The organism is Bacillus cereus group sp. MYBK245-2, assembly GCF_051916145.1.
Lineage (GTDB): Bacteria > Bacillota > Bacilli > Bacillales > Bacillaceae_G > Bacillus_A > Bacillus_A pacificus.
On record NZ_JBQAGB010000009.1, the window covers coordinates 170,579 to 191,735 of the forward strand.

The window sequence follows — 21,157 nt, forward strand, 5'->3', positions numbered from 1 at the left end:
TAATTTTACAAAAGATTATAAAAGAGGTATTGACCATACATATGTATATCCATACCTCTTTTCACTATCCTATTACCTTTTTCGCTTCTTTATTCACTGACCACTGTTCTAATGTATAAGTCATTTCCCAAAATGAATATTCATATTGACTGCTAATAATAAAATGCTTTTTCATTCCTTTGCGGTCAGACTCTGTCACATGTATTGTCAGATTCATTTATTAATGATGTAATAAATGGTGACGCAGAAAGTCGTGCAAAATGGGGAAGTTATGCTTTAACTCAAGTTGGTTTAGGACTTATTGGTAATAAAGGAATAAGCAAAATCACTACACTCGCAAATGGTGCGAGTGTAGCAAAATTCTCAGAAGGTATTTCGCATTTTACGAATAAATTGCAAATGGGAGATCGCTTTGCATATGCTAGCGTTAGTGAGTTTAGAGATATTCCAAAAACTTCTTTTAATTCTTTAGAAGATGCACGTAATACATTTATGTTTGCTGATTCTGGTAATTTAAATACACCTAGATTCCAAGAATATCTTAGCCAAGTAGAAGAAATAACAAACAGAAAAATCCCTGAAAATCAAAGAGAATTGCTTCAGGAAGCTTTAGAAAAGAATGCTTATGAACGATTAAGCAAGGAAGAAGTAGATCAAAGAAGGGCTGAGTTCAATACTATAAAAAATAAGCTGATAGCTGAATGGGAAAAAGAAACAGGCCAAATATGGCCTACATATACAGAGGAAGTTATTTCCAGAAGAGGTAAAGTATCACGGAGAATTGATAAGCCATTTGATGCACATCATTTTATTGAAAATGCACATGGCGGAGAACATGAATGGTGGAATATGCACCCAGCTAAATACCCTGATGAACATCAAGGTGGTATACACGCTAAGGACAGTATCTCAAGAGAAATTTTAAAAAAGTAATTAACGGAGGTAACGAAAGCTATGTTTGATTTTTTGAAAAAGTATGTTGTAGCTAATGAAAGTGTAAAATCTGACCAAACACCTATTTTCTATCCTTTAAAAAGTGAGGAAATAGAAGAGGCAGAAGAGCTGTTAAAAATGAAATTCCCTAAAGAATTAAAAGATTTTTACAAGGAAATTGGTTATGGTTTTTTAGAAGCATCAGATAGGTTCTTTTTTAATAGATTTATGGACCCATTTTCGGTTTCTGATTTTCGTTTAAGGGAAGATATTTATGAATACAACCCCAATATAGATGGTGTTGATGATGAAGAATCGCTGGTTTTCTTTGAAGTAACAGAATTAAATTTTTTAACAATTAAATTCAAAGAAGAAAATGAATTAGGCCAATGTCCTATTTACTCGAGTTCTACAAAAATAGCGGATTCTTTAGAGGAATTTATAAATAAAATGGTTGAAAATCCTGATTATTATATTTAATCTTTTTAAACAAAGAGAGAGTCTGCTCAATATAAGCAGACTCTCTTCCTACTTCACATGTACATAGGCTTCATTAGTTGTTACATAGTATGTTTTCCCTTTGCTTTTGTGTAGACAGTTACTTTCGCATCAATCGTAAATTCTAAACCTGCATCTACTGAGCCAATGATACCTTTTGATGAGCATTTAAAAGTTCCTCTTGATAAAGTTTTTGATTAAGGAGTGTTGAGAACAATGGGGAGATATCCACTAATAGCAATCATAAAATAAAATGAGGATAAAGAAAATGTGATTTACAGTTTTGGTCCAGATACCGAATCTTGTATGTTAAATCCAGAGCTTTATAGTAGATGGAATTTTAAAGTTGCAAAGAATGCAACTAACCGTGTCGAAGCATTTATTTTACTAGATGATATGCCTGAGAAACATGTGGCCTTGTTATATAAATGCGTTCATAAAATATATGCTCATATAGAGGAAAATGGTGGTATAGAGAATATGAATAACATTGATTTCCCGGAATATTTCGAGTTTATTGTTTAATAGATATCAGCATTAAACTTTGACATAATAATTATAAGAAACCGACTCTCTTTTATAGGAATCGGTTTCTTTGTCATGCTGTTACTAAATTAATATATATTTACATAGGCCTCATTAGCTGTTACATAGAATATTTTACTTAACCTCATACCACCAACCTTTACGGTCAAGGTATCCTTTAATTGCATTAAGTTGTGTATCTGATGTTGGCTCAGAAACAAAATACAGTTTCTTATTCCCTTCACACATTAAAGAGTCGTTAACTTTTGCTACCTTCTCTTTAATATATGAAAAAAGATAAGACTCTTTAAGATGATTCTTTTTGATTTCTCAATATAAAGAGTCTTAGATTTCCGCTAACAATCCTATACTATATGAACAAAGAGTAAGGTACGATTGAATGATTGAATATATCCACTAGCGATGGCACTATATTCTTTGCCGGCATGTACATGTATAAAGCTAATATTTTATATGAATATTCATAGTCAGTATTCATATATTACAATAGCGTCAGAAGTACCATTAAAACAATTAGAGCAACTACCACAGCTGCCACAACCGCCACAACTAAAACAACCAAAACAACCGAAGCAACCAAAACAACGGAATCCACCACAACGAAATCCACCGCAACGACCTCCACAACGACCACAGCCACCACAACGACGAGCAGCATCTTCAATATAGTAATATGGATATTGGTTTTGCTGGTCCCAATACACAACATTTCCAGACTGGTAATCATTAAGGCTTAACGCTTGTAGTTCTTGTTGAAACTGATTCATTTTCATGACCTCCGTTTATTAACTTTTAACCTTTTGACGCTTTCCTATATTTCCTAAGTAGAAATAGCGCTATAAAGTGAAACGTTAATCAGTGGGGGTTTTGTTCATCATCCACTGATTATTAGTTGAACCAATCGGACGTTAACGGACAGCCCGACTCCCACCTAACTTCTTTGCTCCAACTGAATTTTGAGGTGGGAGTTTTACTGTCCGTTAACGCGGGATAAACTAAGTTCAATACATACACCTACAAAATATGACCTATCACTAGATAATGCACCTTGTTCATGTACCTATTTTTCCACGGGCTCATTTTTATAAATTAAAAAAAGACGCATTTAGATTGATGCGCCTTTTTGCGATACTTCTTTTGTTAAGTATTATTCATACCTGTGAATAGCAATACCTCTTCTCTTTATCCTATTACGTTTTGCTCTTCTGTACTTACCGGCCACTTTTCTAATGTATAAGCCATTTCCCAAAATGAATATTCATATTGACTACTAATAATAAAATGTTGTCTCATTCGATTTCGGTCTGCCTCTGTTACTTTTTCAGCTATTGCATCTAATCGTGTAATTTGCTCTTCAACTAGTGTTCGGAACCAATCGGATCCATAAGCAGAAATCCATTCCTTATAAATTGGCTCTTCTGGCTTACACTCTTTTAAACGCTCACCAATTTCATAATATAACCAATAGCAAGGTAAAATTGCTGCAATAACATCGCCTAAATGTCCTTCATACGCAGCACGATACATATGTGAAGTGTACGCATATGCAGTTGGAGCAGGGATAAAATTATCTTTTTCTTCTTGTGTTATCCCTAGTTTCTTCGCAAAATTCTCATGTAATGATAATTCCGCCTCATATGTATTTTGGGCATGGTGTGCCATACGAGCTGTCGTTTCTAATTCCAGTGCTTTTGCAGCTCCTAATGTTTGTACTCTAGCAAAGTGACTTAAATAATATGAATCTTGAAGCACGTAATAGCGAAAACTAGCTAAATCTAACGTTCCTTCACCAAGCTTTTTTACAAAAGGATGATGAAAACTAGCTTCCCAAATTGAGTCTACTTCTTTACGTAATGATTGTGAAAAAGTCATGTAAATCCCTCCAATTATGTATGAAATTTAAGTATTTACCCACCATTATTAAATCTGTAAAACAAAAAAACTTTCTTTACAGACGTAAAGAAAGTGAAATTGACAGTATTTATTCATAAAATAACAATGTCTTTCCCACTTCCCTACGCTGGCATTAACCAGATCAGGTACTAAGAGTCTCAAATTCCAATTTGATCTCAGCCTATAATAGGCCCCCCTAGTGGATAAATATATAAATTTCGTATCGTATTCATCATAACATACTTCATGTTACTGTCAAAAGTATTCATGGTACTGCTACTTAAAACCCTTCTTCTTCCCTTACTCTTAATGAAGTTTCAATAATCATATCTAATAGTTTACTATAGTCAATTCCCGCTGCAGCTGCACTTTTGGGAAGTAAACTCGCTTGTGTCATCCCTGGTAATGTATTAACCTCCATTACATATGGAATACCGTCCTTCACCATCATATCAACCCTTGCATAAACACTACATTTTAATGCTTTATAGCAAGCCAGTGACGCTTTGTTTACACGTTCCTTAAGTTCAGCTGGAAGTTCAATAACTTCTTCAATAGTACCTACATCATCATATTTCGCATTGTAATCAAAGAACTCCGCCGCATGTCGAATTGAAATGATGGGTAACTGTTTACCATCAAAAATGGAACATGTAATCTCATCACCTTTTATATATTTCTCTATTACTACTTCAGAATCCCATTCGAACACAGTTTCCAACATTGAAATTAATTCATCTTTACCATAGACAATCTTTACCCCAACACTAGAACCACCAGAGTTTGGTTTTACCACTAATGGAAATCCTAACTTATCTAATTCATCAACATTTAGATCCTCCATTTTTGTAAGTTCAATCCAATCTGGTGTTTCTATTCCTTCATAACGTAAAATCTTTTTTGACATGTTTTTGTCCATACATATACCGCTAGATAACATATTGCTCCCGCTATAAGGAATACCTAAACTTTCAAGCGTTCCTTGAACTGTCCCATCTTCTCCGTATTTTCCGTGTAATGCGAGCAATGCAAAATCAATGTCTTTCGCTTTTTCGATTAAATCCATTTTTTCATTTAATGTAATTGGTACAATTTCATATTTATTTTTATCTAAATTTGCAATCATTTCATTTCCAGTCATAATTGATACTTGTTTTTCAGAGGATACTCCTCCCATAATAACACCAATTCTCATTTCCTCAACTCCAAATTTCTTTTTTTATCCCGCATTAACGGGCAGTAAGACCCCCACCTCAAAATTCAGCGGAAACAATGCAGTTAGGTGGGGGATCAACTGCCTGTAAAAGCCCGATTGGTGAGGGCTAATAATCAGTGGGGGATGAACACCCCCCCACTGATTAAAGTTTCACTTTATTGTATCACCGATTATTTTGATTCCCCGAACTATTTCTTCTTCTTTCAAACGTGAAAATCCTAATCGAAACGTGTTCGCTCCTCCTCCATCAGAATAAAACACATCTCCAGGAGAAAATGTAACCCCTTGCTCATAACACTTTTGCAAAAGCCTACGGGCATGAATTTTTTCTTCTAACTCTATAAATAAATGAAGTCCACCATCACCGGTCATTCTTTGAAACGGAATGTACTCGTTACACGCCCCAACAGCTAACTCATATTTTTTCTTATAAACAGACCTTGCCTTTTTTAAATATTTTTCAAAATATCCTTCATGTAAATATTGAAAAAGAACAGCTTGATCTAAAGTAGATGTGTGAATAGTTCTTGCTCTTTTCACACTTTCTAAATAATGAATTAGTTCTTTATCTGCAATGATCCAACCTACACGCAAGCCAGGGAAAAGTACCTTTGAAAAGCTACTAATATAAATCACATTATTACCAGCACCAGCAAAAGTTAATAATGGTGCTAAATGTGAACCTGAATAACGTAACTCTTCATTAAATCCATCTTCTATAATAGGAATCTTATATTTTGAAAATAATCTCATCAGTTCCGTTCTTTTCTCTGAACTCGTCACAATGCCGGTTGGATTATGATAGGAAGGAATTAAATACGCAAAATCAAACTCTTTTTCACGCAAGCTTTTTTCAACTTGATTCGTATCAATACCATCTTCATTCATATCAATACCGTGAACTTCAAGGCCATGTAAGCGGAATAGTTTCAGCGCAGCATGGTGAGTTGGATTCTCACAAATAACTCGACCTGATCTCTTTGACAACGAGGATATTACAATGTCTAACCCTTCTGTAAATCCATTTGTAATTAAAATATCTTTGTTCGAAATATCTACACCTTTCATTTCCATATAATGAAGTAGATATTTCATTAACGGTCTATAGCCTTTTGCGTATCCGTAATTTAATACGACATCACCTTCAATGGACATACGAGTAAGAAAAGCTCTTTTGAAATTTTCCACATCAAATAGCTTTTCGTCCGGAGCAATACTGTTAAAAACAATCATTCCTTTTTCCCAACGAACACCATGTTTCATTAAATCTAATTCATCAGCTAATAAAGTAACTGTATTAAGTTTATTTTTCCAATCTATTTCAACAGACGAAGTGTTCGATATATCAACCTTCGCAACAAAATTTCCTTTTCCTTTAACTGCATAAATGAGCCCTTCTTGCTCTAAATCTGCATAAGCAGCGAGTACAGTGTTTCTGCTTACACTAAGTAATTCACTTAGTTCCCTTGTTGAAGGAATTTTTTGATCCCCGAGCAAATGCCCTTTCATAATCATCTTCTTTAAATAATCTTTTAATTGAATATAAACGGGACGATCTTTCACAACTTTAAAATCTTTAAACAATTCCTTACCCCCTGCAATCATTTTTGCATAATTATTTCATTCTCAAAAGGTCCACTACATATGTATTTTTTATAAAGGGCGGTACGGTTTTATAAAATACAACTTTAATCAATTAGTAACTTTACTCCCCGTTAATACGTGACAAATCTTTACGATATAAATTAATTATATCTTTTAAAGCTGCTGCTGCGGCTCCGCGTGGATTTGATGCACCACCAATTGTAGTAACTTGGCCCATCGTATCTGTAAAGAACGTAATCCCTTTTTCTGTCCCATTTACATTTGCTAGCGGATGATCTTTATCTATTTCGCACGGTTCAACATTTAAATTCACATTGCCATCCTCATCTTTATATGCTGATGCAATTAATTTAATAAATTTATTTTGTTCCTTAGCATTTCGAATGTGTTGTTTTGTAACATGTTCGATTCCTTTTATAGGTATATCGGTAAGCGTATTCTCTGCTCCCATTAAACTGTTTGTCAAGAGTAACAATTTACACGCACTATCAGAACCACTTACATCTAATATTGGGTTCGTTTCAGCAATTCCTTTACTTTGCGCTTCTTTCAATGCTTCTTCAAACGTAATATCTTCCTCATTCATTTTCGAAAGAATATAATTTGTAGTCCCGTTTAATATTCCTTCTATTTTTTCAATACGGCAACCGGCCAAACTAAATTGACCAATATCAAGTGTCGGTAATGCCGCAGCAGTTGCACCACTATATCGAATTCGTACATTTGCGATTTTTGCAGCTTCATTTATTTCTCTCCAGTTTGTAACAAGCGCACCTTTTGAAATTGCTACTATATCCATTTGTTTTTCAATCGCTTGTTTTATATATTGTTTCCCTGGATTTCCATCTTTAAGGTTTGTAACTGTTGATTCTACCAGTACTGTACCACTTATGTTATCTGTTGCACGTTCCTCAGGATGATATTCTATATACTTCTCAATTGCTGCGCTACTGCTACCATACGTTAATAAGTCCTGAATAGATAACCCATCCTCATTATGTATTGCAACATTTCTACCTAATAAGCCACTTACAACTAACTCTATACCATATGTTTCATATATATATGAACATTTTTCATGTAGTAATTTTATAAACTCTCTTCCTACTGTTCCATATCCTGATAATACAACTTGAATTTTCATAATATCCCCCCATATTTTTCTACCAAATCCCACTTTCAATATAATGTCAACTACCCCCACTGAGATAAAGCCTTTCAGTGGGGGCTTGAGTTCGAACACTAGGTCTTTTCGTCTATCGCTAGACAGTTTGACGCTCTAGCATTCATGCCACCTTATGGTAACACCCCAAGTATATTTTTGGTTGGTACTAACAACGAACGATTGTTTTCCCACTTGCACCACCCTTTCGAAAAAAAGCAGTTCTCCCTTGTGGAAAAAGCCACCACTCAGATGAATCTGGCGTGTGCTACAAGCCCCGACAAGTCGAGTACACATAGATGGTTGACGCACCCACTAAGCTATGCGCGAGGCAACAGCCTTACGTTTTTACACTTCTAATAGAATCGGCGTTCTCACTTTGAGATTTTCATCTAATTCTACAACTCTCGATTTTTGCAATGTATTCAGCGCACCATTAATATCAGCATGGATACATGTTCCTGCTTTACTTTGGTACAGACCACGCGTGATTCGTTTGCCACTAAAGAGATACTGCATCTTATCATCCTTAGACCAAACTGGAACCGGATCTTTATCCAGAAAACTAGCTTTTGAAGTATAGCTTTCTTCTTGTTTTAAAAAACGAATGCCTTCTTTTATACATTTATTCTCAATTGCTGCAATCAATTTCTGAAATGGGATTTGAACAAACTTTTGATTATTCTTTTTCCCTATATCAGATTTTTGTTTCCAACCCGTGTTATACCCTACAACAATCGTATCTATATCAAATTCTTTCACTTTTTTGAACAACAGGCCTACCGCTTGTGAAATGTAACTATTTATTTGTCGTTCTCGTTTATGCCAAAGTACAGCCATTTTATTCGTTACAATTCGTTTAGAAAGTCCGTTTTCTACATTTTTCAGTTGTAGATTACGTATCACTTTGTTGAAGTACTGGTTAATAGATTTTAGTTTTTTTCCATCAATTAAAAATGCATCACCTGTATTTGTTACGCAACTTACTAATCTATCTACACCTAAATCGCAACTCAAAGCGTTACTTGTAGTCGTGGATGGTTTCTTCATTTGAGAAATGTGCATTTCATATGTGTAATGCACCTCAAAGAACCGACCTTTTTGCTTCGGTACAATCTCAATATAGGAAATTTTTTTATGTCTTAAGTTTTTTGGCATACGTATTTTAATGGAACCGAATTTTTTTCTGAATGCAATATTCATCGGAATAATCCAATACCCGCTCTCATCCACTTTTGGAACTTGGTAGATTTCAATAATTCGTTTGTCAGTGGAACGAGAATAATTGGGAAACTTCGGACGACCTGTGAACTTCTCAGGATTTTTCTTCCACTGTTCCATTGCTTTAAAAAAACTCTTCACTTCTGTAAATAAGGATCTACGAATCGCTTGAACAGAGTTTGATTGCATGCCCCAGTAGTTCATATCGGCTTGCATGGCAGTGTCCACTTCTTTTACGGTAGCCATCTTATTATCATTCAAATAGCTTTGTTTCATGGTATACAAGCCAACATTTCGCAACGCTTTTGAGCTATGTGACATGCGCCTAAGTAAACGAAACTCTTTAGCTGTGAGGCAAGCTCGTCCGATATTCTGTTTCTGCGTGAATCGTTGCATCGTTTCTCTTTTCTTTTGTTTCCGTAATACTTTCACCGCTTTCTTTCTAGCCATTGTTTTCACCACCTTTCTTAGAGCGTTCATTAAAATTATTTTTGACAAATTAATATTTAGAAAGAAATGAAACAAGAACATGTTCTGCATCGTAATTCCTTTTGGATCAAGTAGCGGAATGATAATCATTATCCAATTTCGTTGCCTTACAATCTATTCCCTCCTCATCTACATTATATCGTAAGACAAAAAGAAACAAACATTCGCACTCAAAAAATTACTATGAGCGAAACAAAAGAGTTCAACCTACCTTCTGACGGCAATTCATCTCCACCTGAATTGTTGGGCTTCACCCGTAACACAAATCAGATGGAGTCTTCTTCCCAAAATAGGTAATCCGAAACCACTATAAGCCGATTATGTCCATGTTTCTCAGCATGTGTGGCACCGTAGTCCACTGTACCACCGTTAATTTGGGCATATAATTCACATGCACGGTCCCAATTACTAGAAACTGGCCCAACAGCTGCGGTATGAACTGTATAACCATTACGTTTCAACTCTTCCTGTATATCATGAACACCACCCCAATAGTTTACGCCAAGTATTTCTTCTCTACCCCATCCAGCAAATCCATTCACTAATATGATCGGATAATTATTTTGTTGACTCTCTTCAGCGTATATTACTTTCGTGGCGAATGAACATACAGTCATCAATGCAAAAAAACATATTTTAAAAAATAACTTCCCCATACTTCCTCCCTCTAATAAAGCGTTTACACTTTTTAGTTTACAGCATGCTTTAATAACTTAAACATAATGTAAAGTATTTTATATACGTTGTATATATAGAAAACATATACAGATGTTGATAAATATTACTTCAACTAAACATTTACTTTTTACAATACAGCTTGTAAATCTGTTTATTTGAATTTATAATTAGATATAGTTTCCTCATGTTAAAAAGATTTAAAAACCATAAGAAAACTAATCTCATTGCTTGAAAAGGAGGAAAAAGCATGCAAATCGGATCAAATATTCATACATTATCTCAACCTACTAAAATAACTCCATCTACTCTTGAGCATAATACGATCTCTTCTACTAAACTTGAAGATAAAAAATCAAATGATCCCATCAAATTTGATATTCGTTCATCTGAAAAAGAGATGAAACAACCTGAGCATAAATTTAATGAATTAGATTTATGGAAGATGCTAAAAGATAAAGGTGTTCCTTTATGGATTATACTTGAAATGCTACAAAAGGCTCGTAAAGAAAAAGAAGCACAAAATAATTCAGTTCAAAATTCAAATGCGATTGAAGAAACGAGTGAGACTCGATTAAATGAAGTAATGTAAGTTATTTAAACGGTATTAAAAAGAGCTCGAGCTTGATAAAGTATCCATCAACCTCGAGCTCTTTTTTAAGATTTTTCTCCAATCGTTACAAACTGAACTGATACCTCATCTCTATAACCTTCAATTAACTTTCTTACTTTTACATATTCATTAGTCAATGTATTATCTGTCGACATTTTAGGTTTTTCGTCGCCTAAAGATTTTTTCAAATGAAGAAGTTGTATTTTTGTTTCATTTGCTTTTATTTCATTATACACATTATTTTCCGCGACAATTACATACGATAGTAGTCCATAGTTTCGATTATTACCAAGCCAAGCATCCCTATCATATGTAACTGGTATCGCTTTTCCTTCTATTTCAATACTTTTTATATTCTTTTCTTCTTCATTTATAAATAGTAGCGAACTTTCTTTTGGAAAATTTGGCAACGTATCTAAAGGTTTGGAAAGAGATGATTGATCTCTTTCACGAAAAATTTTTGCTTTAATCATCGCTTTTGCAGTAGATTCATTTAATATTAAAACCCTCTTTTGGTCAAAGCTACCTGTTTTCACAGAAAAAACTTCATGTTCTTTCGTGTTTTCCTTATAACGATCTATAATAGTTGAAGTATTGTCCTCATCTCCAATAACTAGTACGCCGTTTGCTGGAAATCTGTTTTCATTTTTAGAGCATGCGCTTACATTTATTAACAATAATATACTTAATATGAAAATAGATATTGTTTTTTTCATCACAGTTCCTTTCATAACCAAAATTGTTTTTTTACATGCTTTTCTGCAATCTTACTTGCTCATAATCTCTATTGCTCCATAGTTTTATAAAGCTTTTTTAAATAGCGCCAACGAGTTATATAGAAATATAAAACTTGTATACAAATAAATGAAATTAGAATTAAGATAGAACTATTTAAAATAGAAAATTCGACCAATTGTTGCAATGCCATATAAGCAACCACTGTGTGAATTACTGCAATGATAATCGGTAAAAAGAACATTAATAATAACTGTCTCGTTACAACTTTTTTCAACTCTCGTTTACTTAATCCCATTTTCGAAATCATTTTATATTGTTGTTGATCGCGATCCAAATCAGTATATAACCTGAAGTAAATAAAACTAGCGGCGAATGTGAAGAAGACGATTCCAACTAAAACACTTGCCATCAGTAATAATCCATTTGTTTGTTTTGCACTTAACAACTCTATAGTTAGAGCTCTAAATTCAAAATGTATGTCTCTAGGCTCTTTTTCGAATATATTATTTAATTGATTTGAAATTTCTTTCGTTTTTAACCAATCATCTACAACAAATCCATACGTTCGATATTGAATTATATTTTCATAATCTGGACTACTATTAAGCGGAATTTCATCATACACATAATCTTGAATAGCAATATAAATCCCTTCCGTATCATGTGGCAAAACTAAATTATCTACAGTTTTTTTCACATGAAATGTCTTTGTCCACTCTCCTTGAATGACCTCAATATCCTTTTTATAATCACCATTTTTAAATTCCTGTTTTTGTGATACCATTCCTGGGATTAATAACATTTCATCTTCTTTTTCAATTGTTTCTTGTTGATAACCGAGTGCTCTCGCAAGTTCGTTATATTCACTTAGTTTCATTACATATACATTACTTTCAGTATATATGTATGAGGATGAAGCCATTCGATATGGAATATTAGCATCAGCAAAATATTTTTTTATTGTAGAGAGATGTTTATCCGCTATTTTGTTTTTTTCAGGAGCTACATATAGCAATGTATACGGGTTTGTCATCCTTACCAAATCTTTATTTCCAAGAGCAGCTGTCGTTCCAATTGCTGTAAAAGCAACTGCTGAAATAATAGATACTATAAAAAACATTGTTGCATTATCTTTCATACGATAAATTAATTCTGAAAATGTTAATATATTCGTTCTTTTTAAAAAGAAAGATTCACTCCTTTTCGCAAGATGCAATATATAAACGCTACACTGTGTATATAAAAAGTATGTTCCTATAATTACTAAGAGCACACCCATTCCGAGTGTAATAAAACTATAACTTGGGATAAAGCGAAATACTAAAATATAGCCATACCCTATACTAAACAAAGAGAAAATTGATAATAAAATTGACGATTTTGGTTCAGGTTTTGGCTTTTCCCCTGCTTGAATCAGTTCCACAAGCTCTGTAACTTTTATCATTTTAAATGTTACTAGCGAAACAATTAAAAATAAGAACAGAAATGTAATGACTGTTAATAATACAGCCTGTACTGGTATATAAAAAGGTAATCCATTGCTAATCATTAATACACTGGCGCTTATTAATAAAACTAGTTTAGAAAAAATGAGTCCAATAAGAATACCTATACAAATTGAACCAATTCCAATTAACATATTTTCAATTAACAATAACTTCTTAAGCTGTCTCATTGACATACCTTGCATCATTAAAATGCCAAATTCTTTCTTACGCGTTTTTAAAAATGAACTAACTGAATATAGAATGAAGAAAAATGAAAATACAAATATCAACCCTTGCGAAACTTTAAATCCTAATGTACCAAATGTACTTATTGTTGAGCTTGTTGATTTCAACTCCCCCTGTAAATCAGGATGAAATAATAAAAGTGCATACGTAAAGAAAATCATAATCGAAAATGCACTACTTAAAAAATGAGCAGCATATGTACGCTTATTTCGAAAAATATTATTAAATGCGAACTGCCGAAAAGTCATGCCTTTTCCCTCCTAACAAAGAAAGGACATCCATAATCTTTTGATAAAAGGTTTGCCGACTTTCACCACGATAAATTTCGTTATACAGTTGACCATCTTTTATGAAGATTACTCGGCTGCAAAAACTAGCTGCATACGGATCATGTGTAACTAACATCATCGTTGCCTTTTCTTCCTTATTAAGCGTATCCAGCATCTCCATTACATCATTTGAAGATTTAGAGTCTAAATTCCCGGTCGGTTCATCAGCAAGTAATAATTGCGGCTTATGAACAATTGCACGAGCAATTGCTGTTCTTTGAGCTTGTCCCCCTGAAATTTCAAACGTTCTTTTATTCAATATATCTGTAATATTTAATTTCTCTGCAATTTCTTCTACTCGTTTATTCATTTCTTGCACAGAAACACCATCTAACGTCATCGGCAATACGATATTTTCCTTCACTGTAAGCGTACTAAGTAAATTAAATGATTGGAATACAAATCCTAATTGTTTTCTACGGAATAAAGCCAAATCTTCAGATGATAACTGGAAAGGATTCGTACCATTTATTACTATTTCTCCCGATGTTGGAGAGTCGATAGTAGATACCATATTTAATAATGTTGTTTTTCCGCTACCAGATGGGCCCATGATCCCTATAAATTCACCTTCTTGGATTAATAAATCAATATCTACTAATGCTTTAAAAGGTATTTTCCCTTTATATACTTTACTAATATTTTTTGCATGTAAAATTTCCATTTCTATTCTCCCTTCATTTGCACTTCTCACAATAGAGTGTAAATGAATTCTCTTATAGCTCATATTGATTCATCTTTCATTTATCTTACACGCTTGTAAGATTTCTAAAAAAACCGATAATAACATTATTTACAAATTAAAATTAACGCATAACTATCTTATAATAATTGTATAGTGGTAAGAAATACAATCTCCTATCTTTATTATACGAAAAAGAAAAGACCGATAATGGTCTTTTCCTTCCCAAAGTTATATTTTTAACTTACGCCTTTAATTGAAATGTATTTGATAAATACTCTCTGCATCATTGACCGTAAACTCTTGTAGGTATAGATCTCCACAATCTATTCTAAATAACTTAGTCACACTCTCTTCTCCCATGTTAATCCCCCTTACTTATATTAAAGCTCCTTAATCTGCTTCGTAAGTTCCATAAATCGTTCATCCAGAGCTTTATATTCTTTGTCTTTAGAAGTTAAAAAGCTTAATTTCCCTAATACTTCTTGTCTTTCTGTTTCTAACGTTAAACGTAGCTCTTCAATTTCATCTCTAGTTTTCGTAGGTTCTTCAAGCTGCTTTTGTATCGTATTGTTTACAAACACAAGTTTTGTGTTTGTTGTTTTCTCCAGAAAATATCGATCATGAGAAACGATAACGAGTGTTCCGTTATACTCAGCTAATGTATTTTCGAGCTGTTCACGTGAAGGCAGATCAAGATGATTCGTTGGTTCATCTAAAATAAGTACATCTTTTTCATCTAAAATATAAGCCATTAGCTTACATTTTACTCGTTCTCCCATACTCATATATCGTATCGGCTCTTTCCATTGGGAAGGTTCAAACCCTAAATGTTTCATTAAATTTTGGACTTTTCCTCTTTCTTCAAACGTCTCTTTGAAAAATAAATCTTCTGGTGTTTTTTCCAGCGGTAAATCAAATACTTCTTGTGTTAAATAACCGATGTTTGCTGAAGGTGAAATCCATACTTCTCCTTCAGCAGTTTCGTTTCCCATAATCATCTTCAGTAAAGTTGTTTTCCCGCTACCGTTTGGTCCAACAATCGCAATCTTCTCACCGTGTTGAATTGTAAAATTAACGTTTTCAAATAATATTCGATTATTAAATTCTTTCCGCAATTGTTTTACTTCTAAAAAACGTTTTCCTACTTTTTTACTCGCTTGAATAGAGAATTCAACTGAATACTCCTCTTTCACAAGTTCTACCTTCGTTTTCTCTAGCTCTTTTTCGAGACGTTTTCGTTTCGACTTCACTTGTGCATCCATGCGCTTCGCTTTTACACGATAAAATTCTTTAACTCCTTCTTGTTTTGTAGACTGCGCATGTGCCTTTTGTGACCATGAACTTAGTTCTTTTATATGAGTTTCTACTTGTTCTATCTTTTTTTGTTGTTTTTCATATTCACGCTGCTGCGTCATTCTTTTATGCTCACGTGCTTTCATATAACTCGTATAATTACCGCTATGGTCAATTAATTTCTTATCCTCAATTGACCATATTCTAGTCGCGACAACATCTAAAAAATATCGATCATGCGATACGACGATAACTGTACCTTTCATATTTTTAATTTGCTTAATGAGAAATTCTGTACTCATCTCATCTAAATGATTTGTCGGTTCGTCTAATATTAAGACATTAGGATTTTCAGCAAATCCTTTTGCTAATCGAACTTTTAGCTTTTCACCACCACTTAAAGTACGAAAATCATTCGTTGGCACGCCCCATTTCGCAAGAAGTTCTGCTTCTTTTGCAATTATATCCTTACTAACAAAAGATTCTTTTTCTTGTTCAACATATGCTGTTGTCATGTTCATTTGCATCCATTCAACAGTACCTTTTGAAGGCTCAATCTTCCCATTTATTAATTGAAGTAACGTTGATTTACCGGCACCATTTTTACCAATTAATCCGATAACATCCCCTTGTTTTACTGTCACATTCATTTTCTCTAACAACATATTTTCCTTTATTTCAACATAAACATCATTTAATTTTAATAGTTCTTTCATAATACCGATCCCTTTCATTAAGGGAGAATAAAAAAATCCTCCCAAATAAATTTGGCAGGATTAGTCGTTAAAATATTTATACCCAAATAAGCTATTACGCAAATCAAATAGCAATACCGTTGTATGGAAATTGGGCAGACTAATCCTATTTTTTAGAAATTGAAATGTATTGAATTTCAACATTTAAAAATAAGATTAGTTAATCATCGTCCACCCATCATTCCTTTCCGTCATTAGTAACCATATTGTACCATAATAGTACTGTATGAGTAAATGCAATTATTTGTGCTGTTAAAAAGATTGCTTTCTTTTAGACTTATTTATCATTTTTCAACTTCATATTGAACAAGCAAAAATTACATTGATTGTAATACGTCCTTTAGATTTCCCCTGTAAAAAACTTCTAAACACTCTATTATATAAAAATAAAATGTTATTCGTTACCCAATAATAACTTATTGTTTTTCAATAAATTATTATTGATTACTCCCCTTTAATAAGCTATTATATAGTTGCAGAAAATATTAATGTAAGGATTGAATTTATGGACAGGACATTAGAAATCACAAAGTTAAATATGTTTGTAAGGATTTTTATCCTCCCGATTATAGTAGGGATACTTGTTGGTATACTAACGAAATTGGGGCAAGGTATACTTCCAGGAAATTGGCATTCATTAGCTAACTTAGGAAGCGTTTGGTTAGTTCCATCCTTTTTCGTGGCTAGCCTTAGTTATTCTAAGCGTACAGCTATGCTTTCTGGTATCCTTGCACTACTCGGTATGGTATTAGGCTATTATGGTTATGCAATAGTTATTAAAAATGTAGCTCACTCTATTTATTTTATATCTGTATGGATTGTATGTGCATGTATAGGAGGAACTATCTTTGGAATTGCAGGTTTTCTATGGAAAGATACTACAAATCCACTTCATAAATTCGGAAGCGCACTTTTAAGTGGAGTTTTTGTAGCGGACGGACTTCACATTCTATTAAACTTTGAAGATTACAGTCACATGTTACCTGTTGGATATACGGAAGTGATAGTCGGAATTATCTTGATTCTTGTATTAGAACGCTCTAATGCTTATCGTGTGTCTTCTTTCTTAATGATGATTCCTATCACTATTTTGGGGTTAATTGGGTATAAATTATTAAGTTTGTTTACTTAATTACAATACTGTATCATGAAAAAACAAAAGACTAATTGTATTATAGTCCACAAAACATATCACGTATTCGAACATTATACTTATACATAGGATAGGATCCATGAAGCTATCTCTTTCAAAGGGGTGGCTTTTTTCTTACAAAAATATTTATCAGCTTTTTATTAAATCCTTCAAATTTAACAATCGTATTTATTAGTGTGTCATTATACATACTAATATGACGTTTTACCATTTCATATAACCGCTAAAAAAAGGCTAAAAAACTTATTTCCAAAGCTCTTTAGCCTAGATCACTTATTTATACATTATAAAATTTAATTCGTACAACCGTACCTTTACCAACTTCTGAATGGATTTCTACACTATGTCCTAATTGCTTCGTAATTTCATATACGAGATATAGCCCCATTCCAGTTGATTCTTTAAAATCTCTACCATTTTCTCCTGTAAAGAAAGGTTTAAACACTCTTGGCAAATCTTGCTTCGGTATGCCTACACCGTTATCAGCAATTTCAAGTATAACATTATTACCTTCCTTACAAGCTTTCACTTTAATCTTCTCTCGACTACCAGATGAATATTTAATCGCATTTGATAGTATTTGTCCAATTAAAAATTGTAACCATTTCGCATCACTTTCTACTGTAATGTCCTTATCAATTTTAAGCTCTGGATATACAAAATTCCGGATAAAGAAGCGTTTATGTTCATGCACAGAATCATTCACTATTTTATGTAATTGTACTCTTTCCACATAAAAATCTTGTGTAAATGCTTCTAAACGTGCGACATACAGTGCCATCTCTAGCCCCTTTTTCAGCCTATCTGTTTCCTCATTTATACTTTCAAAACGTGGATCCACTTCATCCTGTGTAATTAATTCTATTACAGATAAAGGTGTTTTCATTTGATGAATCCACTGATTCATAAAAGTTAAATGATCATTATTTTTTCTTTCTTGTATGTGGAGCTGATTTTGATAATGGCGATATTGTACCTCAAGTAAGTCTTGAAGCGCAGCAGATATAGCTGCAAAATCAGATTTTTGAACAGATTCATCTAAAGATTGCATCGGGTTTGCTAATCGTTCATAGAAAGTACGATGAGTAAAGTAACGAAGTACTAAATAGCCTACCATAAAAAAGGCACCTAAAAACATTGCATACAATGCCGTCGCGATATGCTTATGCCCATCAAACCAATAAACGAGAAATATGGATAATAGTTGAATGACTGTAAAACAAATAAGAGGTATATGATCACGTATAAACAGCCTTATCATTTTTCCATACCAGTATCCCAAGTAATATGTAGTCTATATCCAACACTACGAATCGTTTCAATCGCATCCTCAATATGTAATGTTTTTAACTTTTTTCGCACACGTGTTGTATTTACACTTAATGTATTATCATCAACATATGATTCGCTATCCCATAATTTATTTAACAACACTTCTCTACTCACAAAACGCGGATAATTTTTCATTAACATTTCTAATAAAATAGCTTCATTTCTCGTTATATCAATTTCTTGATTCTTAAGCTTCAATACAAGCCTTTCAGGATATAAACAAAGACCCTGTTGCTCAACCATCCGTTCTTCTACTTTCGGTGCATAATCTCCGTAAGCACGTCTTAAATGACTTCGAATTTTAGCCATTACAACTTCGTAATGAAAGGGCTTTGAAATGAAATCATCTCCACCGTTTTCTAACGCCATAACTTGATCCATCGTACCTTCACGAGCTGAAATAAATAATATCGGACACGTGGAAACTCCGCGAATTTGACGACACCAATAGTACCCATCAAAACTCGGTAAATTAATATCTAATAAAACTAACTCTGGTTGTTCTTCTAAAAAAATATTTAATACATTTTGAAAATCCGATACAATAATTCCTTCATACCCATATTTCGCAACATGTGTTGATAATAGTTCTGCAATTTTCATATCGTCTTCTACAATCATAATTTTAACCATGTGTTTACTCCTTTTTCGATCCACAATCTTATATTCAATTATATAAAATAAATACTACCTTTTTTTATATAATCCGTAAATCAAAAAAGATACTTTTATACAAAATCATCCTTCTTCTATCATTTCTTATTTAATATGGAATTCACTCATAGTAAACCCCAATTTCTCCACATAATTCATCCCTAATTCCATTCGAGCAGTCTTCAGCGGGTCAACCACTTGACAAACTTTTAAATTGCCGGCAGCCGATAATAAAAGTGTTGCATCAGCTTTAGACATTTCTAATTCTTCATGTAAAAATGTCACCATATTACGTACAGCACGATTCGCTGCATCATCTAGCAATTTTTCTGAAGCTATCGTCATTACTTTTTCTTTTTGAATAGCCATTGGTAGTGGCCATTTTTTCCCTTTTATAATTTGGACTGTTACGGTTACCTCACCAGCAACCTCTACTCCACTAACCCCAATTTCACCATCGCCCATCGCTGCGTGTAAATCACCTAATGCTAATAGAGCACCAGGAACATTTACAGGTAATAATAATGTTGTCCCTTCTTTTATCTCTTTACAGTCCATATTCCCGCCGTGATCATGTGGTGTGCCACATGAAATGCTCGCTTCTTTCGGCGCTGTTCCAATTACACCGATCATTGGATTAATCGGGATTTGTAGTTCATTTGAAAACAAAACATGTTCATTATGTACTGAGACAATTTTCACTGTATTTTCATGTAGCTTTTCACCCATTACACCAAGATTTGCACCTGTAGTTAAAACGCCTTTCTCTGCAATTTTTATCTTTTCAATCGTAACAACTAATATATCACCAGGTTCTGTACCATTAATATATACTGGACCAGTCGCTGGATTAATCCGGTTCCAATCTAACTCTTGGAACACAACATCTTCAGAATTAATTTGATTTTCAAAGCAATCATATGTTTCAAATATAAGGCGACTCCCAATTTCTACTTCCATACATGGTTTATTTTCTGGTGACATTGCGTAAATGATATGGTCTTTCTGAATTCGATGCATATTATCTCTCCTCTTTATATTAGTCTACAATTACTAATTAGCTTTTTTCATAAAAGCTCCTTTTAATAATTAATGAATTTACATATAGAAAAGCACTTAGCTTATTTTCATACATACACTCTTTACTATAACAGGTAAAGAAAGTTGGTATCACTATGCCCCTTATTCCATATAACGAAAGCGATGTTGATTTACTAGCTCGTTTAATGCGTGCTGAAGCTGAAGGCGAAGGTCGACAAGGTGAACAACTTGTTGGCTGCGTAGTAGTAAATCGTGTATTTTGTGATTGCTTAGATTTTAAACAACTCCGTACCGTACGTGATGCTGTATATCAAAGCCCTGGTGGATTCGAAGCAGTGCAATACGGATATTTTTATCAACGCGCTCGTGAATCAGAAAAAGAAATCGCACGAAAAGTTTTACAAGGTGAGTGGCGCTGGCCTGCACGATGGGCTCTTTGGTATTTCCGTCCAGTTGGAGCTTGTCCGCCCGAATGGTATAATCAGCCGTTTGTAGGACAGTTTAAAAGTCATTGTTTTTATGAACCTAGTGGTGATGAATGTCCGAAATTGTATTCACGGTAGTAAAATTTGGAACGCAAGTACTTAGCTAAT

The 21,157-nt window shown here is 33.6% G+C and carries 18 protein-coding genes, 6 pseudogenes and 1 riboswitch; of the genes and pseudogenes, 6 read left to right on the plus strand and 18 right to left on the minus strand.

The genetic code is table 11. The features are described 5' to 3' along the window. Positions 1-64: 64 nt before the first annotated feature. Positions 65-199, minus strand: a pseudogene (locus ACTFRN_RS16625) (TenA family transcriptional regulator); the annotation flags it as partial. Between ACTFRN_RS16625 and ACTFRN_RS16630 the strand changes: the two are divergent. Beyond that, positions 190-933, plus strand: a pseudogene (locus ACTFRN_RS16630) (hypothetical protein); the annotation flags it as partial. The pseudogenes ACTFRN_RS16625 and ACTFRN_RS16630 sit on opposite strands and share 10 nt — an antisense overlap. A 21-nt stretch (positions 934-954) precedes the next feature. Beyond that, positions 955-1,413: an SMI1/KNR4 family protein gene (locus tag ACTFRN_RS16635; RefSeq protein WP_000459261.1), complete on the plus strand. Its 459-nt coding sequence runs from the start codon at positions 955-957 to the stop codon at positions 1,411-1,413. 48 nt (positions 1,414-1,461) lie between these two features. On the opposite strand, the pseudogene ACTFRN_RS16640 reads toward ACTFRN_RS16635, so the two are convergent. Next, positions 1,462-1,589, minus strand: a pseudogene (locus tag ACTFRN_RS16640) (N-acetylmuramoyl-L-alanine amidase); the annotation flags it as partial. Positions 1,590-1,701: 112 nt separating this feature from the next. On the opposite strand from ACTFRN_RS16640, the gene ACTFRN_RS16645 reads away from it, so the two are divergent. After that, a complete protein-coding gene (locus tag ACTFRN_RS16645) occupies positions 1,702-1,956 on the plus strand; it encodes a hypothetical protein (RefSeq protein ID WP_000640477.1) in 255 nt (84 codons plus the stop codon). Positions 1,957-2,091: 135 nt separating this feature from the next. Here the strand turns inward: ACTFRN_RS16645 and ACTFRN_RS16650 are convergent. From ACTFRN_RS16650 to ACTFRN_RS16685, 8 genes and pseudogenes are all read right to left on the minus strand, one after another. Continuing rightward, positions 2,092-2,181: pseudogene (locus tag ACTFRN_RS16650) on the minus strand (N-acetylmuramoyl-L-alanine amidase C-terminal domain-containing protein); the annotation flags it as partial. 263 nt (positions 2,182-2,444) lie between these two features. Next, complete coding sequence (locus ACTFRN_RS16655) at positions 2,445-2,750, minus strand: heterocycloanthracin/sonorensin family bacteriocin (protein WP_080495756.1); 306 nt, start codon at positions 2,748-2,750, stop codon at positions 2,445-2,447. A 409-nt stretch (positions 2,751-3,159) separates the two neighbouring features. Next, the gene (gene tenA / locus ACTFRN_RS16660) at positions 3,160-3,849 is read right to left on the minus strand and encodes a thiaminase II (protein WP_088106770.1); all 690 of its coding nucleotides are present in this window, start codon (positions 3,847-3,849) and stop codon (positions 3,160-3,162) included. 123 nt (positions 3,850-3,972) lie between these two features. Next, a riboswitch (TPP riboswitch) is annotated at positions 3,973-4,078 on the minus strand. A gap of 72 nt (positions 4,079-4,150) precedes the next feature. Then, positions 4,151-5,065, minus strand: coding sequence for a D-alanine--D-alanine ligase (ddlB, locus tag ACTFRN_RS16665; RefSeq protein WP_001219733.1), 915 nt, complete (start codon positions 5,063-5,065; stop codon positions 4,151-4,153). Between the two features lie 171 nt (positions 5,066-5,236). Next, on the minus strand, positions 5,237-6,670 hold the full coding sequence (gene pdxR, locus ACTFRN_RS16670; RefSeq protein WP_074615363.1) for a MocR-like pyridoxine biosynthesis transcription factor PdxR: 1,434 nt from the start codon (positions 6,668-6,670) through the stop codon (positions 5,237-5,239). Between the two features lie 121 nt (positions 6,671-6,791). Continuing rightward, on the minus strand, positions 6,792-7,835 hold the full coding sequence (locus ACTFRN_RS16675; protein WP_088106784.1) for a homoserine dehydrogenase: 1,044 nt from the start codon (positions 7,833-7,835) through the stop codon (positions 6,792-6,794). Positions 7,836-8,201: 366 nt separating this feature from the next. After that, entirely contained in the window at positions 8,202-9,524 is a 1,323-nt protein-coding gene (locus ACTFRN_RS16680; RefSeq protein ID WP_088106785.1) for an RNA-guided endonuclease TnpB family protein, read from the minus strand. Positions 9,525-9,877: 353 nt separating this feature from the next. Then, a pseudogene (locus ACTFRN_RS16685) lies at positions 9,878-10,219 on the minus strand (esterase/lipase family protein); the annotation flags it as partial. Positions 10,220-10,488: 269 nt separating this feature from the next. Here ACTFRN_RS16685 and ACTFRN_RS16690 point away from each other — a divergent pair. Next, the gene (locus tag ACTFRN_RS16690) at positions 10,489-10,830 is read left to right on the plus strand and encodes a DUF3914 domain-containing protein (RefSeq protein ID WP_001165513.1); all 342 of its coding nucleotides are present in this window, start codon (positions 10,489-10,491) and stop codon (positions 10,828-10,830) included. 65 nt (positions 10,831-10,895) lie between these two features. On the opposite strand, the gene ACTFRN_RS16695 is transcribed toward ACTFRN_RS16690, so the two are convergent. The 5 genes and pseudogenes from ACTFRN_RS16695 to abc-f form a co-directional block, all read right to left on the minus strand. Then, positions 10,896-11,567: a lipoprotein BA_5634 family protein gene (locus tag ACTFRN_RS16695; RefSeq protein WP_074567932.1), complete on the minus strand. Its 672-nt coding sequence runs from the start codon at positions 11,565-11,567 to the stop codon at positions 10,896-10,898. Between the two features lie 68 nt (positions 11,568-11,635). Next, positions 11,636-13,570, minus strand: a complete 1,935-nt coding sequence (locus ACTFRN_RS16700) for an ABC transporter permease (RefSeq protein WP_074567931.1) — start codon at positions 13,568-13,570, stop codon at positions 11,636-11,638. Then, on the minus strand, positions 13,545-14,315 hold the full coding sequence (locus ACTFRN_RS16705) for an ABC transporter ATP-binding protein (protein ID WP_000404252.1): 771 nt from the start codon (positions 14,313-14,315) through the stop codon (positions 13,545-13,547). The genes ACTFRN_RS16700 and ACTFRN_RS16705 overlap by 26 nt, the downstream gene beginning before the upstream one ends. 282 nt (positions 14,316-14,597) lie before the next feature. Beyond that, a pseudogene (locus ACTFRN_RS16710) lies at positions 14,598-14,696 on the minus strand (acetyltransferase); the annotation flags it as partial. A gap of 20 nt (positions 14,697-14,716) precedes the next feature. Beyond that, positions 14,717-16,345, minus strand: coding sequence for a ribosomal protection-like ABC-F family protein (gene abc-f / locus ACTFRN_RS16715; protein ID WP_014893696.1), 1,629 nt, complete (start codon positions 16,343-16,345; stop codon positions 14,717-14,719). Positions 16,346-16,889: 544 nt separating this feature from the next. Between abc-f and ACTFRN_RS16720 the strand changes: the two genes are divergently transcribed. Further along, on the plus strand, positions 16,890-17,516 hold the full coding sequence (locus tag ACTFRN_RS16720; protein ID WP_000376250.1) for a DUF6518 family protein: 627 nt from the start codon (positions 16,890-16,892) through the stop codon (positions 17,514-17,516). 298 nt (positions 17,517-17,814) lie between these two features. Here the strand turns inward: ACTFRN_RS16720 and ACTFRN_RS16725 are convergent, their stop codons facing one another. The 3 genes from ACTFRN_RS16725 to ACTFRN_RS16735 form a co-directional block, all read right to left on the minus strand. Next, positions 17,815-18,798, minus strand: coding sequence for a sensor histidine kinase (locus ACTFRN_RS16725; protein WP_001992193.1), 984 nt, complete (start codon positions 18,796-18,798; stop codon positions 17,815-17,817). Continuing rightward, positions 18,795-19,502 carry a response regulator transcription factor gene (locus tag ACTFRN_RS16730; protein WP_074567929.1) on the minus strand — a complete coding sequence of 236 codons (708 nt, stop codon included), beginning with the start codon at positions 19,500-19,502 and terminating at the stop codon, positions 18,795-18,797. Before ACTFRN_RS16730 ends, ACTFRN_RS16725 begins: the two co-directional genes overlap by 4 nt. A 126-nt stretch (positions 19,503-19,628) precedes the next feature. Continuing rightward, entirely contained in the window at positions 19,629-20,543 is a 915-nt protein-coding gene (locus ACTFRN_RS16735; RefSeq protein ID WP_049111248.1) for an acetamidase/formamidase family protein, read from the minus strand. 155 nt (positions 20,544-20,698) lie between these two features. Between ACTFRN_RS16735 and ACTFRN_RS16740 the strand changes: the two genes are divergently transcribed. Beyond that, on the plus strand, positions 20,699-21,127 hold the full coding sequence (locus ACTFRN_RS16740) for a cell wall hydrolase (protein ID WP_001128419.1): 429 nt from the start codon (positions 20,699-20,701) through the stop codon (positions 21,125-21,127). Positions 21,128-21,157: the final 30 nt, after the last annotated feature.